At 49.2% G+C, this 16841-nt stretch carries 16 protein-coding genes and 1 tRNA gene; 2 read left to right on the top strand and 15 right to left on the bottom strand.

Annotation, left to right across the window (positions count from 1 at the left end; translation table 11 throughout):
- Positions 1-9: 9 nt before the first annotated feature.
- The 6 genes from DXB70_RS11760 to DXB70_RS11735 all read right to left on the bottom strand — a co-directional run bounded on the left by DXB70_RS11760 (position 10) and on the right by DXB70_RS11735 (position 5447).
- The gene (locus tag DXB70_RS11760) at positions 10-1311 is read right to left on the bottom strand and encodes an O-antigen polymerase (protein WP_118673373.1); all 1302 of its coding nucleotides are present in this window, start codon (positions 1309-1311) and stop codon (positions 10-12) included.
- A 53-nt stretch (positions 1312-1364) separates the two neighbouring features.
- A complete protein-coding gene (locus DXB70_RS11755) occupies positions 1365-1628 on the bottom strand; it encodes an HPr family phosphocarrier protein (RefSeq protein ID WP_107001249.1) in 264 nt (87 codons plus the stop codon).
- 43 nt (positions 1629-1671) lie between these two features.
- Positions 1672-3048, bottom strand: coding sequence for a CdaR family protein (locus DXB70_RS11750; protein ID WP_118638523.1), 1377 nt, complete (start codon positions 3046-3048; stop codon positions 1672-1674).
- The gene (cdaA, locus tag DXB70_RS11745; protein WP_118467076.1) at positions 3026-3901 is read right to left on the bottom strand and encodes a diadenylate cyclase CdaA; all 876 of its coding nucleotides are present in this window, start codon (positions 3899-3901) and stop codon (positions 3026-3028) included. Before cdaA ends, DXB70_RS11750 begins: the two co-directional genes overlap by 23 nt.
- 98 nt (positions 3902-3999) lie before the next feature.
- Complete coding sequence (locus tag DXB70_RS11740) at positions 4000-4935, bottom strand: hypothetical protein (protein WP_022359167.1); 936 nt, start codon at positions 4933-4935, stop codon at positions 4000-4002.
- Complete coding sequence (locus DXB70_RS11735; protein ID WP_227589619.1) at positions 4932-5447, bottom strand: hypothetical protein; 516 nt, start codon at positions 5445-5447, stop codon at positions 4932-4934. Before DXB70_RS11735 ends, DXB70_RS11740 begins: the two co-directional genes overlap by 4 nt.
- Before the next feature lie 495 nt (positions 5448-5942).
- Between DXB70_RS11735 and DXB70_RS11730 the strand changes: the two genes are divergently transcribed.
- A complete protein-coding gene (locus DXB70_RS11730; RefSeq protein WP_182426599.1) occupies positions 5943-6419 on the top strand; it encodes a GHKL domain-containing protein in 477 nt (158 codons plus the stop codon).
- Positions 6420-6459: 40 nt separating this feature from the next.
- Here DXB70_RS11730 and DXB70_RS11725 read toward each other — a convergent pair whose 3' ends face one another.
- On the bottom strand, positions 6460-6954 hold the full coding sequence (locus tag DXB70_RS11725; protein ID WP_117795985.1) for a DUF2798 domain-containing protein: 495 nt from the start codon (positions 6952-6954) through the stop codon (positions 6460-6462).
- Between the two features lie 516 nt (positions 6955-7470).
- On the opposite strand from DXB70_RS11725, the gene rpsT reads away from it, so the two are divergent.
- Positions 7471-7734 (top strand): 30S ribosomal protein S20, encoded by a 264-nt coding sequence (rpsT, locus tag DXB70_RS11720; RefSeq protein ID WP_022358531.1) that lies wholly within the window; start codon positions 7471-7473, stop codon positions 7732-7734.
- Between the two features lie 160 nt (positions 7735-7894).
- Here rpsT and holA read toward each other — a convergent pair whose 3' ends face one another.
- The 8 genes from holA to DXB70_RS11680 all read right to left on the bottom strand — a co-directional run bounded on the left by holA (position 7895) and on the right by DXB70_RS11680 (position 16798).
- Positions 7895-8878: a DNA polymerase III subunit delta gene (gene holA / locus DXB70_RS11715; RefSeq protein ID WP_107001255.1), complete on the bottom strand. Its 984-nt coding sequence runs from the start codon at positions 8876-8878 to the stop codon at positions 7895-7897.
- Between the two features lie 212 nt (positions 8879-9090).
- A complete protein-coding gene (feoB, locus tag DXB70_RS11710) occupies positions 9091-11451 on the bottom strand; it encodes a ferrous iron transport protein B (RefSeq protein ID WP_118638522.1) in 2361 nt (786 codons plus the stop codon).
- A gap of 254 nt (positions 11452-11705) precedes the next feature.
- Positions 11706-11778 (bottom strand) — tRNA-Gln (locus DXB70_RS11705).
- Between the two features lie 286 nt (positions 11779-12064).
- A complete protein-coding gene (locus tag DXB70_RS11700; protein WP_107001257.1) occupies positions 12065-13519 on the bottom strand; it encodes a hypothetical protein in 1455 nt (484 codons plus the stop codon).
- Complete coding sequence (locus DXB70_RS11695; RefSeq protein WP_118471852.1) at positions 13516-14106, bottom strand: sigma-70 family RNA polymerase sigma factor; 591 nt, start codon at positions 14104-14106, stop codon at positions 13516-13518. Before DXB70_RS11695 ends, DXB70_RS11700 begins: the two co-directional genes overlap by 4 nt.
- Positions 14107-14226: 120 nt before the next feature.
- A complete protein-coding gene (gene truA, locus DXB70_RS11690) occupies positions 14227-14982 on the bottom strand; it encodes a tRNA pseudouridine(38-40) synthase TruA (protein WP_118673372.1) in 756 nt (251 codons plus the stop codon).
- 26 nt (positions 14983-15008) lie between these two features.
- Positions 15009-15578 carry a VanZ family protein gene (locus DXB70_RS11685; RefSeq protein WP_118673371.1) on the bottom strand — a complete coding sequence of 190 codons (570 nt, stop codon included), beginning with the start codon at positions 15576-15578 and terminating at the stop codon, positions 15009-15011.
- A gap of 44 nt (positions 15579-15622) precedes the next feature.
- Positions 15623-16798: an aminotransferase class I/II-fold pyridoxal phosphate-dependent enzyme gene (locus DXB70_RS11680; protein WP_118673370.1), complete on the bottom strand. Its 1176-nt coding sequence runs from the start codon at positions 16796-16798 to the stop codon at positions 15623-15625.
- Positions 16799-16841: the final 43 nt, after the last annotated feature.

Raw genomic sequence — 16841 nt, 5'->3', positions numbered from 1 at the left:
CATATATTTTTACCGCCCTGCAACCTTATGCGATACCAGAAAGGCCACAACCGCTGTCACCGCGAAATAAAACCATGTGGACGGATTGCTGAACCAGGTTGTGAAAAACGATAACAGCATGTAAAGTGCAAACTGTGCGTACAGAAGATAGGTAATCGGATTCTGCACCTGGCGCATCATCCGCATCAGCAGATACGCCGCCGCTCCTAATATGGCAGAAAAGATGAACACGCCAATTATGCCGAAATCGTAGTACGCATCATAAAACATCGTCAGCGTCGTCAGCTCTTCCTTCGTCACATAATACGGAAATGCCGTCAACGACGGAACCAGAAACTTGAGTCCCGTCAGCGTCCAGAACGGTGCCAGCATCTTCATGCCCCAGCTGTGCTTCACAAGTCCCTTGACCAGACAGTCGAAATTATCGTAATTGTTTGCAATATAGATATACGGCTGCGTCACAAAAATCGGCAGGTGCCGTTTCATCTCAAAAACCGTATTCAAGTAGGCAGTATCATGGCTGCGCGCGATCGTCAGCAGAATGTAGAGCACAATCAGCCCTGCCAGCGCAAAAACAACATAAATCGGATTCAGCTGGTGTTCCATCTGTATGTAGGTAATCAATGCCAGCAGTACCGCAAACAGAAGCTGGGAGCGCGACACGCACAGAAGCGGAATCGCCACCGCCGCTGCATCTGCCAGAAGCATACATACCAGCCGTCCCCGGCTGCGACCGCCCTCGATGCAAAAATAGATCACAGAGAGCGCCGGAACCAGCACACAGGACACCGTCAGATAATGAAGCCCGGTCACATGGAAATAGGAATAAGCATGCGGAACGCCCCGGAGCAGCAGCGGAATATAGCCCATATAGACCGCCTCGATCGCGAAACAGCCTGCCGATAGCGCCGCCAGCGCCACCGCGCAGAAAAAGACGGTTCCGGCATAAGATTCCAACCCCCGGCGCTGCACCGCGCCGGAATGACCGCCCACGCGGACGGACGCCTCACCGGAAAATGCTTCCAGATAATAAAAAGCCAGATAAAAGCCCGCAAACGCCGCCAAAAGTCCCAGCCACGTTCCCGCACTCCATGCCTGACTTAAATAACTAAGCTTCATACACGCCAGTCCCTGTCCACCTACAAAGGAAAGAGCGAAAATCCCCCGCAGATGCAGAAGATTTCCACTCCGGATATAGTCTGACGCATACAGATACACCGCCGCCGCCAGAAGCCCTGCGCCGGATAAAAGATAATGGCGGCCAAGCGCCAGAAGCAGCGAAGCCGCATAGCAAACCAAATAAACGATCATAGTTTCATCCTATCTGTACGTCTGTACACATTCTTTTACCGCACCGGTTTTCCCTACTCGCCCAGCCCGTCATCAACTATTTTCAGCATCGCCGACAGAGCTTCCTCCTCGTCTTTTCCATCACAGATAAACTCGATCTCATCACCGCTCTTGATGCACGCCCCAAGCACGCTCAGGACACTCTTTGCATTGGACACGGTGCCACGGAACTGGAACTGGACAGAACAATCGAATTTTACCGCCTCATTACACAGGATTCCCGCCGGTCTCAAATGCAGACCAGTCGGGTTTTTTAATTTAATTTTTGCTTTTACCATTGTTTAACTTCTTTCTCCTCATTTGTGGATGGCATACCATACTTTATGCAGCATTGCCGCTCTCTGCATCCACATTTTCTTTTGCCGAGCTTGCCCCGCTCTCCCGGTTGGAACTGCTCTGGCTGCCCATGTCTCCACGGTCACTCTCGGTGCTTTCCGTCGTCTGGGCACTGGAGCTTCCATGTTCGCTGACCCGCACTGTCACAGCCGGCGCCGACAGCATCTTATACGCGTCCCCCAGCTGGAACTGCGCCGCTGCCGTGTGCTCGCCCAGTCCCATGCCTGATACATCGACCCGGATATTCATCTTCGCCGCCGACAGGCTGCTTAAATCCTCCTCAAGTCCCTGTACCTTGACTTCCATCTTCGTATCTTCGACGGTATAGCTGTAGCTGCTGTTCTTTCCGTTTAGAGTCACATCCTCCGGTTTGACCGTAAAGGTCTTCTCTATCAACTTCTCGACCTGTAGTGTCACGTTGATCGTCGTGCTGTCCAGTCCCACGATCGTAAGCCCGGACGGCAGATAATCATCCAGATCGATCTCGCACTCCACATTCTTCGTCGCGCCCTGCACATTAAGGGACGGTCCCTGAATCGTGAGCGTGCTGACCGATGCCAGATCCGTCTTAAGCCCCGCCACAGACACCGACTTGATATCCGTCTTCGGACCCGTATAGCGGTATCCATCCGCCACTTCACCACTGACGTCAAAATCAAGCGGTACTTCTTTTACTTTCAGGATCTGCATCGTATAAGAGACATCTCCGCCAACCGTCTTGACAGAATCTCCCAAATCTGACAGCACATTTCCATTGGCGTCAAAATACTCCGGTGTTGCTGTTCCACCGACATCCGCCGCAGCACCGTCAATATTAAAACGGATACCCACGCTGCTGATCTGTCCGATCAGGGAGGTTGGTCCTTTGACCGTCACCTGAGATGGCACCATTGTCACCTCACCCGCCTCGTAACCCTCTGCCGCCTTGCCCTGAGGATACGCTTTCAGCGTAAATGCCTTGGTCTGCAGAGCCTCGGTCGTGATCTTGATGACCTCCGGGGACTTCACAACCGGCGTGGACTCCAGCAGTTCCTCATTGTTCACCACTTCCACTCGGATCGGGATCGCACCCGTCACATCATACATTTCCGATAAATCCGCATAGGCGTTGAAATCCGACGCCTTTACCTTATAATCATCCTTCGTCCGGATCTTGAAACTGATCGTCGCCGTTTTTTTGCCTACCACATCATAGGCAAGATCCGCCTGCTCCAGCACCTGATCGTTCGTGATCGTGACCGGAACCTCCCTCGTCGATACCTTGATCGGGTTCGCCACATTCACGACCGCCAGCCACACAAAGAAAGCACAGAACAGGGCAATCAGCTTGATCGCAAGATTATTCGTCAGCTTTTCTTTCATTTCTGCGTCTTCCCTTCCATATTCTGAAACGACCTGTGTTTTCCGTTTCCCGTTTTACCAGAACTGACAATATATCTCTCAGTTCATCTCCATCCTTGACACTCTTAAGCCGTCCGGACACAGCCACCGACACACGCCCCGTCTCTTCCGATACAACCAGCGTCACGCTATCGGTCGCCTCACTGACTCCGACTGCCGCACGGTGTCTGGTTCCCAGCGCCTTGCTGATATCCATATTGTCCGAGAGCGGCAGATAACAGGTCGCCGCCGTCACACGGTTACCGCGAATCACGACCGCGCCGTCGTGCAGCGGTGTGTTGTGCTCAAAAATATTGATCAGAAGCTGGCTCGTCACGATACCATCGACCTCGATGCCCGTCCTCTCGATCTCTCCGAGCGGCGTGCCCCTCTCGATGACGATCAGGGCTCCCGTCTTGACTTTTCCCATCTCAAAACAAGCACGCACCAGCTCTGCAATCGTCTTTTCGCTGAAATCCTCATTTTTCTTCGTATCATCCGTTGAAAACAGCGTCGTCAGCACGTTCTGGCTTCCGATCTGCTCCAGTGCTTTCCGCAGCTCCGGCTGGAAAATAACGATGATCGCCGTTACCGCAATGTACGATGTCTTTTCCAGAAGCCACAGAATCGTATCCAGTTCCAGGATCGCAGCTGCCAGAAAGAATGCAAGAATAAAAACAATACCCTTCAGAAGCGTCCACGCCCGCGTATTTTTGATCCAGATCAGCATTTCATATACCAGAATTGCTATAATCGCGATCTCTATTAAATTTTTAAAGGTTATCTTCGGTACGAACGAGATCCACGAATAAATCTCCGTCAGTATCTCTGCCATTCTTTTCCCTCCCTTTCGGGCTGCGTTTCTGTTACCAGTCACGTACATATGACCCGTCACGCATTTCTTTTAACAACAAGTTTCTTTTATAAAATAGTCTATCTTCTCTTTACTTTATTGATTTCCTGTACCTTTACATCCGTCCTCGAGATCGCAATCTTTGGAACCGCTTTCACATAGTAATAATAATCGTCATCCTCAAACTGCGTGTACTCGGTCCGGCTGTAATCGACCGAAAAAACAAACAGCTGATAGATCAGCGATGCAATGACCGCACCAATCATTCCCACAACCAGCTCCGGCACTGACACCGGAACGCCAAAGCGGAAATCGCCGATAAACACAACCAGAATCTGTAAAATAAGGCCAGCTCCGATCGCGATCCCCCAGGAGTAGTTGATCGACAGTTTCTTGAGCACACAGACCGTCAGCGCCCCCAGGCAGCATGCCGCAATCATGACAAGCATCGCCGGGTTTGCCAGCAGGTTTTTGATGACCTGCGCCAGCATCTGCGTGATCTCAGTCTGCTCACTGCCTGCCAAGAAGCTTCCGTTCTGCTTCACATACAGAATCACGTAGTACAGAAAAATCCCACAGCTCATCGGAATCACCGATACGAGGCTTCCAGTCAGTCCGAGAATCATCGGGACTGCAAACGGCACCTTCAGAAAAAACAAGATCGGCGTTACAATCAGGTACGCGCTGTCACCCGGCTGAAATCCGTAATACAGCAGCACCACGATCAGAAGGAACACCAAGGTGATGAGCGCCACTTCCATCGATGCTGCAAAGAGCTGTGCCAGCAAAAAAATCCCAATCAGAAACGCAATGGCTCCAAATGGGAGAAATGCACATATAATTCCCGCAAACAGCGGCACCAGACCGCCGCTCAGTTTCGGCATCAGTCCGATGTTCTGGTTAATCAGAAACACCGCCGCAAAGGCAGTTATAAAACGCAGGAATGCATTCACAAATGCACTGTATCTCGCATAGAAAGCCTTGAGTGCTTCTTTCCCTGCAAGGAGTCCTCTCATCTGCCTCTCCTCTCTCTCTCCATTTTTCTGGCGCGCCGGTGTATATCGTAGCGCTTATCCAGATGTTTCAGTTTCGCTATGTAGATCCGGTTCATCCTTTCCTCGTACTCATACCGCCCGCCATACACGATGATCGTCAGGACGACATACAGAAAAAGCCCCCCGAGGTATAAAGCTCCTCCTCGAAAAGCCAGTCCCTTCAGTTCATCCATTCCTATCGAACTCAGAACTACTTCTACATTAAATAATACCCACATTCCAAAGAGAAGTATGCTGCACAATGTATAGCTTATAAATCCCCGGAGCAGATTGCGGCTGATATAGTCGCTTTTAAAATACTGATTGACTGTTTTCATCTGGGAAGCATGCTTCTTCTCAAACAGTGCCAGTTCGGTCATTAATTTTATCTTGTCTTCGTTGAGCATACATGGTTCCTTTTTTATATATGCCGCGGCTTCCGGTCCGATACGTCCCGTTTCTGAAACCGCTGCGCCAAAAACGCATTCTTCCATAAATTATAACATAACTTTTTTCTCTTGGCGAGGGGGCGGGGGGATTTTTCATAGGTTTTTCATAAATTTGTAAGGGATTGTCAGACATCAAAAAAGAGCTCTGCCGATCACACATTTTCGCATGATCGGCAGAGCGTATCAAGTCTGTTTCATAAGATGTAAAAACTATGCCTTTTTTGCTTCTTTTTATGTTATGATACTTTTATGATGATACCAGGGTCAAAAGGTCAGAAGTTCGACGCAAGCTTGCTTGCAGGAGCATTTTTGACCTTGGGACCCGCCAAAAACATGAGTAAGTAGCCATTTTTCAAAGAAAAATGAGCGAATTACGAATGTTTTTGAAGATTGCGGGAGCATATAGTGCGGAGCAATCTGGTATCAGAGGGGTCAAAATGCCTTTTGACCCCAACATCTTTATGATATTAGGATCAAAAGGTTCGAAACATGCGTAAGCAGCCTTTTCCCAGACAATCAGAAGAAAAGAGGGATTTTGTTTTGAAAATCGCGATTGTAGATGGTTTGTCCAGTGTATGGGTGCAATACCTCGCGCTCCCTTGCTTTGGCGTTTTATTTAAGCTGATAGTAGACGCCGAGATCGGAATGATTTTATTTCTATATTTATTTATCATCGATTATCTGTTGGTCGTGCGTGCCGCCGCTTTCTGCATCTGTCAGGCGCTCTTCGGCTACAACTTTTTCTCCTGTCAGACCGGGTGTTCCAGCTCTGAAAACACGCCGCCTTTCATCCGTCTCTCCGCGGTGCAGACGGGTACCTCCACCCTGTCCATCACCACGGACAACACCAGCGCATTCAGCCCTACCTGGATGAATGAAAAACTGGTATCGACCAAACCTGCTGGAAGCGGCATCGGAACCGAATCGATCCGCATGATCGCCGAACAGTACCACGGCGATGCGCGGTTTGAATGGCGGGACGGCGTATTTTATGCTTCGGTATTGCTGAATCCGTAATGACACAAAAAGGGGATATCCAGTTTTTTCTGCTATCTCCCTACATAACCGGTTCCTGCAGCACGGTTCCCTCCGGGAATGCGGTACGGAACACGCGGCGCACCAGCGGACCTGCTACAATGAGCTGGAACGGAAGCGCCATGATGATGTTCTTCGGAATATTGGTCAGCCAGATGATGAGCAACTGGCTCCATGCGCCGGATTTCACGCAGGCTTCCAGACCGCCATATAAGGACATAACAAATACCATCGGAACGACCATGCAGCAGGAGATCGTGATTACTTTACGAAGTGTGCTGCTCTCCGGTGATACAAAGTAACGGAACGCAATTCCCTTCGCCGGACCGGACACGATGAACCAGTCAAACAGAAACGCATACACGAATGCAAACGGGAATCCGATCCATCCTTCGCGGATCGTTTCCAAGGATAAATGTCCCATATGAAGGGTTACATTGTACATACTCATCCAGAGTACCATCGTGAAACACATGATAACGGAATAGATAAAACTTTCTCTCTTATTTCTTGGCATTTTCCTTCTCCTCCTATAAAATAATTGCTTCTATCCAGATGCAACGGCAAATCAGTCCGACACACCCACGCACAAGATGCTGTCCGTGATAAATTTCACAAAATAAAAGGCAGCAGAAATCGGAAACTCGTTTCGATCTCTACTGCTGTATGCAATCTCACTGCGTTTTTTCAAACTATATTCGATTTGGGTTACGGTTCGCTATTATAACGTCTTTTTTCCATTCGTGTAAGCACTTTTTTTATTTTTTCACAATTTCATCATATTGAACGATCAATTTTTTTATTTTTTATTCCGCTTATGCAACTTGACAAGAGCTGCTTTTTCAGCTCCCCTTTCATTTTTTCCGAATTTTTCCCTAAAAACAGGCAAATAGATATTGACAATACTGCCTTTATTCGATAGAATGTAATAGTATGTTTACATTGAACTGTCCGTGTCCAGGCTTTAATGCAAACCAAATACAAAATGAATTACGAATCAAAATAAAAGAATTTATGATGGAGGTACACTACATTGGCTAACATTAAATCCGCAAAAAAAAGAATCTTAGTTGCAGAGACAAGAGCTGCAAGAAACAAGGCTATCAGATCCAAAGTTAAAACTGCTGTTAAGAAAGTAGAAGCTGCTGTTGCTGCAAAAGATAAGGCTGCTGCACAGGCTGCATTATTAGCTGCTACCAGCGAGATCGACAAGGCTACTTCCAAGGGCGTATACCACAAGAATACAGCTTCCCGCAAAGTATCCCGTCTTTCCAAGGCTGTAAATACTCTGGCTTAATTATCCAGAGCGGATCTTTCGAATTATATATTAAAAATTAACCCAAATTAAAAAACCATTATTCTGTGGGTGTGACAGAATAATGGTTTTTTGTTGCTTCTTTTCCAGCCGGGTCCGGCCGAAGAACCGCTGATTCTGATGCTGGCACTGCCCTTTAGAATCAGCGCACGGAACTTCTGGGCTGACTGATCAGCAGCTCCACCGCCAGCCGGTCGCCCATCCGCCCGGTCTTGACTGCCTCCTCGGCATCCACGCAGGTCTGCACATAGGAAATGAGCTGTTCTTTCGTAAATGCCGCCGCCTGGCTGCTGAGTTTTCCGGCTACGAACGGAGGTACTTTCAATTTCGAGGCAACCGTCCCCCGGTCTGCGCCGGACGCCTGCAATTCTCGCACCAGCAAAAGCTGGTTAAACTGTCTGGCAATCAGGAACAGGATCCGCATCGGCGGCTCCCTGAGTGTCAGCAGGTCTTCGTACAGATCCATCGCCCGCTTCGTCTTTCCCGCCGTGATCGCCGCTACCATGTCGAAGATCTTGTTCGTGATCTGCACGGTCGTGATGACTTTCACATCCTCTGCCGTCACTACCTCACTGCCCATCGTGTAGGAAATGAGTTTTTCCAGCTCCATCCGGATGTTTTCCATATCATCGCCGACGCGCTCCAAAAAGAGATTCATCGTGGAGGGCGTGATCTTCCGCCCATTCTGCGCCAGGATCGTCGCCGCCCATCTGGCGAGCTGCGCGCTGTCCTGCCGCTTCATCTCCGCAATGTGACCCAGATCCTTGACCTTTTTGTAGAGTTTGTTTCGCTTATCGACCGCCTCCTCCACAAATACGATGCAGGTCGTGTCCGGCATCATCGGCAGATACTCCGCCAGCGCCTCCGAAGAAGTCTTGAAAAATCCGCTGTCCTCGATCAGAATCAGACGCCGCTCGCTGAAAAATGGCATCGTGTCCGCCAGACTGATCAGCTCGTTCACATCCAGCCCTTTTCCCTCGAAATAATTGTAGTTCATCGTATCATCGCCCGAGATCGCCGCCCGCAGCTTCTTTTTATAACTCTGCTTCAAAAACGCCTCTTCGCCGTATAGCAGATAAACCGGCTTAAATGTGCCATTTTTGATGTCTTCATTGATCGTCTGCATTAACTCCGTCCCCGCCTCCTGGTTCTATTCGATAAAAACAGATCCATTTTTTCGAATGACTGTCCATCCGGTTACTTTCCTGTCTATTTTTTCACTTCCTACTATTATAAACATTTTTCTAAAATGTTGTCTACTGTAAACCCATAAAAAGAATAAAACAGCAGCTCCTTTTGTTACTTGAAATTTTTCCTTGGTTCACTTTCTGTCAAAACCTACATTACCATCCCCAGCAAAAGATAGACCGCATACGCTACGATCCACGCAATCACGCACTGCGCCATCACGACAAAGCAAGCCCATTTTCCGCCCAGTTCGCGTCTGACCGATGAGATCGCTGCCACGCACGGCGTATAGAGCAGGCAGAAAACCAGCAGACTGACCGCTGAAAGAGGGGTCAGAATGTCACGCAGGCTCTGAGTCGTCCCGAACAGAACCGACAGCGTTGATACAACACTCTCTTTTGCCATAAATCCGGTCAGAAGTGCCGTGCAGACACGCCAGTCGCCTAATCCCATCGGCGCAAACAGTGGTGCAATCACACCAGAAATAACCGCCAGAAGACTCTGCTGGGAATTGGACACAACATTCAGGTGCAGATCAAATGTCTGAAGGAACCAGATTAAAATCGTCGCCACAAAAATAACCGTGAATGCTTTCTGCAGGAAATCCCTTGCCTTTTCCCAGAGAAGCTGGGCGACATTGCGCGCCCCCGGCATCCGGTAGTTCGGAAGCTCCATGACGAACGGAACGGCTTCACCCTTAAATAAAGTTGTTTTAAGAAGCATTGCCATCAAAATTCCCATCAGGATTCCCAACAGATAAAGTGCAATCATAACAATCGCCCCATGATGCGGGAAAAATACAGCGGTAAAAAACGCATAAATCGAAATCTTGGCGGAACAGCTCATAAACGGAGTCAACAGGATCGTCATTTTTCGATCTCGCTCCGAAGAAAGCGTCCGGCTTGCCATGACTCCTGGTACCGTGCAGCCAAAGCCAATCAGCATCGGCACGATGCTCCGTCCGGAAAGGCCGATCTTTCGAAGCAGTTTATCCATCACAAACGCCACACGTGCCATATAACCGCTGTCCTCTAAAAGTGACAGGAAGAAAAACAGCGTCACAATGATCGGCAGAAAGCTCAAAACACTTCCCACGCCATTGCACACACCATCGATCAGCAGGGAATGGAGCACCGGATTGATACCGGCCGCTGTCAGCGCTGCGTCTGCCCGCTCTGTCAGCCATTCAATCACCAGTTCCAGACCATCTGAAAGGACCGCGCCAATCACATTAAATGTCAGCCAGAATACCAGACCCATGATTGCAATAAATGCCGGAATCGCCGTGTAGGTTCCGGTAAGAAGACGGTCAATCTTCACACTTCGCTGGTGTTCCCGGCTTTCCCTCGGTTTGACGACTGTCTGCCTGCAGACTTTTTCGATAAAACCAAACCGCATATCCGCAATCGCAGCTGCCCGATCCAGCCCGCGTTCCTTCTCCATCTGGCAGATAATATGTTCCAGCGTCTCTTTTTCATTCGTGTCCAGATTCAGACGCGCCTCAATCTCCTCATCGCCTTCTGCCAGCTTTGATGCAGCAAAGCGCACCGGAATACCCGCATTCTGCGCGTGATCTTCGATCAGATGCATAATGCCATGCAGGCAGCGGTGCACCGCACCACCGTGATAATCCGCATCACAGAAATCCTGCCGTCCCGGTTTCTCCTGAAAATGCGTTACATGAAGCGCATGATCGATCAACTCTCCGATTCCTTCATTCTTTGCCGCTGAGATCGGGATAACCGGAATTCCCAGTTCTTCCTCCAGTTCGTTGACACGGACAGAACCGCCGTTCTGGCGCACCTCGTCCATCATATTAAGCGCCAGAACCATCGGAATATCCAGTTCCAGAAGCTGCATGGTCAGATACAGGTTGCGCTCAATGTTTGTCGCATCCACGATATTGATGATTCCCTTCGGGTGCTCCTGCAAAATAAACTGGCGCGTCACCAGCTCCTCATTCGAATATGGCGATAAGGAATAGATTCCTGGCAGGTCGGTCACTTTCGTATTTTCATGTCCGCGGATCGTGCCATCCTTCCGGTCCACCGTCACACCCGGGAAATTCCCCACATGCTGATTGGATCCGGTCAGCTGGTTAAAAAGCGTCGTTTTGCCACAGTTCTGATTACCTGCCAGGGCAAACGTCAGGACGATGCCATCCGGCAATGGGTGTTCCTCCGCCTTTGTATGGTATTTTCCACCTTCTCCGAGTCCAGGGTGATCGATCGCGCGCGCCATCGGAATCCCATGTTCCTTTTTGTCCGCTGCTTCGGTTCCTGCCTCGCGTACATTCTCAATCTCTATCTTCTCTGCATCCGCCAGGCGCAACGTCAGTTCATAGCTATGAATCCGCACCTCAACCGGATCGCCCATCGGCGCATATTTTACCATCGTAACCGATGCAGTCGGAATCAATCCCATATCCAGAAAATGATGCCGCAGTGCACCTTCTCCGCCAACTGCCCGAACGGTTGCAGTTTTTCCTATTGGTAAATCCTTTAATGTCATTCTCTGCCTCCATCTCTCTTCATTAGTCAAACTCATTGTATGTCATCAGGCTTCTACATCCGCCTGATTTTGAAGCAAAGCATAGAGAGAAAAATACTATTGAAACTTTTTCTCAATTATGTTTCCAGATAAGTCTATTGTACTTTAGGGAATTTGTCAATCGTTGGAATCTTTAAGAATCTACCAATCAGAAAAAAATAGAAAAGATAAAAGAAAAACAGCAAGGATGAATCATCCTCACTGTCTCAAAATAGCTGGGCTACAAGGATTCGAACCTTGAAAATGACGGAGTCAGAGTCCGTTGCCTTACCATTTGGCGATAGCCCAATCTTTTATTTCATAGCTGTCTCAGCCACATTTATTATTATATCATAAATTTTTGTTTCGTCAAGTATTTTTTTCAAACACTTATGTTTTTTTGAACAATTATAATTATTTACCAGTTCGAAACATTTTACAGTCTCGTAATGCCCCGGATATTTTTCCGTCACGAGGCTTCCTGCAAATAATTCTAATGGTTCTTAAAATTCCTGCTGCCCGAATCCAACTTCTGATAACTCCAGACATATCATGGTTCAGGCAACAGGAATCATATATCCTCATACACTCCGCTTTAATTAGCTGACTCCGCATCTGTCTTCGTTTCTTTTTCCGTCTGCTTTGTCTCCATCTGACTGTACTCTGTCTCCGAGTGCGTGCTCTCTTTTACTGCTTCTGTCAGTGTCTCCGGCGCACGGGATGTCTCGGACGGCTTTGTCTCCACTGTCTCATCATCCGCATCGTCGTCATCCTCATCAATCAGATCGTCCGCAATATCCGGCGTCTCGAAATAGCCTTTTACCGTACCAAAGGAACCGCCGTCCCGCACTGCCACTCCGCCGAGCGTAAACGTGCACTCCGTATTGGCTGGAAGCCCTTTGACGTGAATCTCACAGGAGGTTCCGCCTGTGTCCGTGATTCTCGCCGAATAGCTCTGACCGTCCGGATCTACCACCGACACGGTCGGATTTTTCCATTTAACCTTTTCCTTAAAAACGATGTTCAGCGAACCGCTCTCGTAATCTACATAGTCAATCTTCGCTTTCTTGCCTCCCGAATCGACTTCTTCCTCGTCCTCATCTGCTGCGGCGGTTGTCTCCACCGGGCGTACTGCAGTCGATGGCTGTTCTGCCGGCGTCGGTTCATTTTCCGGCTGACCGGTGCTTTCCACGGTCGTCTCCGCTAAGGTTTCTTCCTCGGTCTGCGGCAATGTCACCTCACGAACCAGAGCCGCATCCGTCTCAATGGTGCTGTCCGTCTTCGAATAACCTACCGTATAAGCACGATCCGCGATCTCCCGCGCAATCTCTTCCATCGTCATACCGGCAAATTTTTTCATATCATTTTCGGTCAGGTCGTTATCCCGAATCAGCTCTCGCAGAAAATACGCTTTTCCATAAGAAATATTGTATTTCTCCGCCAGATCCTGAATCTCCCCGGTTACCTTCATCCGCTGGTCATAGACAACCGCCTGTACCGCGTGTTCCTGCAGGGAAGACTCTACATCCCCTACGACATCCTGACGCAAAGATGATGCCTTTTTCTCATTCTCATTGGACACGGTAACCAGAATCGCATTGTCCAGTTCATCCAGATAACCGTTCCGGACCATCGAACCGATCAATGCGTTGACCGCAATATCAAGGTCTACATTTTTCAAATTCATATCATCCAGGATCGTCTCCGCATCCTCATTAAGCGGATTCGCCTGCAATACTTTCTCGTTCCGGTTGACGGAAAGCTCAATACTCGGATTGACATCGATGCCAATCACCGAATCGACACGGTGATTCTGGTAAAATGAAACACCGCCTCCTAACACAGCCACACACAGACAGGCTGCTGCTGCCATCGCCACGGTCCGCATCCGGCGGTACATCCGTACACGTCTGGATGGTTTTACATAGATCTCCTGTGGCGTCGAGAGATCGATTTTATCAAATACGTTGGGAGTCAGGGCGTCCATCGCCGACCGCAGATGTGACTCAATCTCATCCTGTTCCCACGCTGTTTCAGAGTGATCGGTCAATGTACTCCCTCCTCTCTCAGGTGTTTTTTCAGTTTTTTCATAGCACGGTTGTACTTGGAAAGCACCGTTGCCAGCGGCATCTCCAAATCTGCCGCGATCTCACGATGTTTTAACCCCGCTGATGTCCGCAGAAGTACAATCTGCCGTTCTTCTTCATTTAATATTTTGAGTGCTGCGTGTAATACCATCTTATCCGCAGCATCCTCTATCTGGGGACAGAATTCCCCTGTCTCCATCTCAGAAAGATCCGAAAGCCCGATATCCGCTTCATGCTTCTGGTCACGGAAACGCATATAGCAAAGATTTCTAGCGATCGTAAACATCCACGCCAGCGGTTTGCCCTGCGACTGATAGCTTCCAGCCGAAGTCCAGACCTTTAAATAAAGCTCCTGCATGACCTCCTCAGAGTCCTGCGGATTCCGCAAAATCGACAGAATAAAACCGTATATAGTTTTATCCGTATTCTGATAAAGCTGCTGAAACGCCGCCTTATCTCCCTCTGCCACTCGCAAAAGCAGCTTTTCATCGCTCATCTTATCATAGGCGACCGTCTCTTCCATGGTCGTTAAAAGCCCCATCAAAAACATGGACGAAATTTCCTTTCTATATAACTTAATGCAGATAAACCAGTTCTTATTGCATTTGTTATGAATTTTTTCTGATTCCTGTCCAGCTCCTCGCAGCAGCTGGCAAAAATCAATGCAGCTTTATTCATACTCGACCCGTTCCAGAAAAAGCCCCTCCGGCGGCGCCGTAAAGCCCGCCAACGCTCGGTCACAGGAAAAAAGCGTCTCCGCCACCGATTCCGGTGTCCGCTTATGAAGTCCTACCTCTATCAGTGTTCCGGTCAGGATTCTTACCATATTATATAGGAAGCCATTGCCACGAAAATGTAGTTCGCACACACTTTCCCGCATGGCAATCTCGATGGCAGTGAGATTCCGCACCGTCGATTTTTTCATCCGTTTCAACGAGCAGAATGCTTTAAAATCGTGCTCACCTGTCAGATACGCAGCCGCCCGCCTCATGGCCGCTATGTCCAGAGGTTCCCCCAGACCGTACACATATCGGCGCTCAAATACATTTTTCTTCGCTGCCGTCTCAATCCGGTAGCAGTACGTCTTGGAAACAGCATTTAAACGGCTGTGAAAACGCGTTCCCGCCTCCTGTGCCGATAAAACAGCGATATCATCCGGGAGATAGCGGTTCAGGTACGCTTTCAACTCCTCCGCGCTCATCCCGGCACAGGACGCCGGAAGATGGAAATTCGCCACCTGTCCCCATGCGTGGACGCCTGCATCTGTCCGTCCGGAACCGTGCACCTCTACCGCCTGCCCCGCCATTTTCTCCAGAATCTGCTCTAATTTTCCCTGTATCGTCTTGTCCGTGTTTCCCTGCTTCTGCCAGCCGTCATAACGGCTTCCGTCATATTGCAGGGTAATTTTTATATTTCGATCTGGCATATTTTTTCTCCATGTGTTATCTATCTTCATTCTTTCTTTATTCGCAAATATATCCGCCTCGCTGCCAGATACAGCACCGTTCCAGTCAGTGCTCCCGCCATATCCAGCCATACATCGCTGAGCTGCCCGGAACGTCCTTCGGTAAACAGCTGAATCGTCTCATCCAGAAACGGGACCGCAAAAATAGCGATACGATGGAGTTCCAGCCATACATGTCCGTCCGGTGTCAGCGCACACATTCTCCCAGTCCCATCTCCCCGATCAACCAAATCCTCTATCCGCATTTTTTCTGAGACAGTCCGGTTCCTGCGCACACAGGCATCACTCTGTCTAAGCAGCATTCCCAGCCCTGTATATTCAATAAAATGAGCACATTTGCGCACAATATGTTCGGTCAGCCATGGTACAGCCACTCCGGACTCTGCTGCCAGCTTCTGCAAAAACCGGAGGATCCGTCCGCTCTCCGCCGATGACTGTACTGCCGGACGCATGGAATTGGAGTAGATAAACAAAATATATAAAATTAAAACAATATGCCAGATCCAGACCTTCACCAGGACTCTCTGTCTTCCCCGGATATTTTTTTCCACATTCATCTATAAATTCCTGTATCCATTCTATCTTCTATTGATTTATATCTTTACTGATTGGATTGTAAAATGCCGCTCTCTGCAATCCGGCGCACCGCCAGCGCAATCGCATCCTCGTCCTGCACCAGTGCCATCCGCACATGACCTTCGCCCGACGGTCCAAATGCGTTGCCCGGTGTTACCAGAACCCCAGCCTTTTCAAACAAAGTCTGTACAAATTCCAGCGAATCCGTAAATCCTGCCGGGATCGGCGCCCACACAAACATCGTGCCTTCCGGTTTTTCCATCTTCCAACCGATGGATGCAAGTCCGTCGCACAGACAGTCGCGCCGTCTCTCATATGCCGCCCTCGTCGAAGCCACACAGCTCTGGTCACCGCTGATCGCCGCGATCGCCGCTTTCTGAATCGGCAAGAACATACCATAATCCATGTTGGATTTCAATGTTTTCAGATGACTGACCACTTCCTCATTTCCCACACAGAAGCCGACGCGCGCGCCCGCCAATCCGTACGTTTTTGACAGCGAATTAAACTCCACGCCGACCTCGCGTGCGCCCGGAAAACGCAGGAAACTTCCGCAGGTTCTTCCGTCAAACACAAGCTCACTGTAGGCGTTGTCGTGAAGAACGATAATATCATATTTCTTTGCAAATGCAATCAATTCCTCATAGAAACTGTCTGGAGCCAGCACCGCCGTCGGATTGTTCGGGTAGGAAACAATCATAAATTTCGCTTTCTGAGCGACTTCCTCCGGAATTTCCTTCAAATCAATGATGTAGTGATTTTCTTCGCGCTGCGGCATATAGTAAAGCTCTGCCCCCGCCAAAGACGGACCATCCGCAAACACCGGATAACACGGATCCGGTACCAAAACCACATCGCCCTCGTCCACGATCGAAAGTGCGATGTGCGCCAGTCCCTCCTGGGAACCGAGCAAAGAGCAAATCTCTGTCTCCGGGTTCAGCTCCACTCCATAGCGGCGCGCATACCAGTCGGACACTGCCTCCAGAAGTGCCTGCTGATCCTGAATTGCATACAGGTAATTTTCCGGTACCAGACAGGCTTCGCTGAGCGCCTTTAAAATATGCGGTGCGGGGGCAATATTCGGTGCGCCGATGCTCAGATCAACGATCATCTCCCCCTCTTCCAATTTTTTCTTCTTCATCTGCGCCAGCATGGAGAACACGCCCTCGCCAAACCGGTCCATTTTATTTGCAAATTTCATCTTATGTTTTTCCTCGCTTTCAGAAGTTCTTCTATCCACCAGC

This window comes from Clostridium sp. OM05-5BH (genome assembly GCF_003481505.1).
GTDB lineage: Bacteria > Bacillota > Clostridia > Lachnospirales > Lachnospiraceae > Otoolea > Otoolea fessa.
Note: the sequence above shows the minus strand (reverse complement) of the source record. Positions and strands in the feature narration are given on the sequence as shown.

Coding starts and splice junctions, on each gene's coding strand:
- DXB70_RS11760 (WP_118673373.1), bottom strand. CDS start 1,311: ATGATCGTTTATTTGGTTTGCTATGCGGCTTCGCTGCTTCTGGCGCTT.
- DXB70_RS11755 (WP_107001249.1), bottom strand. CDS start 1,628: ATGGTAAAAGCAAAAATTAAATTAAAAAACCCGACTGGTCTGCATTTG.
- DXB70_RS11750 (WP_118638523.1), bottom strand. CDS start 3,048: ATGAAAGAAAAGCTGACGAATAATCTTGCGATCAAGCTGATTGCCCTG.
- cdaA (WP_118467076.1), bottom strand. CDS start 3,901: ATGGCAGAGATACTGACGGAGATTTATTCGTGGATCTCGTTCGTACCG.
- DXB70_RS11740 (WP_022359167.1), bottom strand. CDS start 4,935: ATGAGAGGACTCCTTGCAGGGAAAGAAGCACTCAAGGCTTTCTATGCG.
- DXB70_RS11735 (WP_227589619.1), bottom strand. CDS start 5,447: ATGGAAGAATGCGTTTTTGGCGCAGCGGTTTCAGAAACGGGACGTATC.
- DXB70_RS11725 (WP_117795985.1), bottom strand. CDS start 6,954: ATGCCAAGAAATAAGAGAGAAAGTTTTATCTATTCCGTTATCATGTGT.
- holA (WP_107001255.1), bottom strand. CDS start 8,878: ATGCAGACGATCAATGAAGACATCAAAAATGGCACATTTAAGCCGGTT.
- feoB (WP_118638522.1), bottom strand. CDS start 11,451: ATGACATTAAAGGATTTACCAATAGGAAAAACTGCAACCGTTCGGGCA.
- DXB70_RS11695 (WP_118471852.1), bottom strand. CDS start 14,106: ATGTTTTTGATGGGGCTTTTAACGACCATGGAAGAGACGGTCGCCTAT.
- truA (WP_118673372.1), bottom strand. CDS start 14,982: ATGCCAGATCGAAATATAAAAATTACCCTGCAATATGACGGAAGCCGT.
- DXB70_RS11685 (WP_118673371.1), bottom strand. CDS start 15,578: ATGAATGTGGAAAAAAATATCCGGGGAAGACAGAGAGTCCTGGTGAAG.
- DXB70_RS11680 (WP_118673370.1), bottom strand. CDS start 16,798: ATGAAATTTGCAAATAAAATGGACCGGTTTGGCGAGGGCGTGTTCTCC.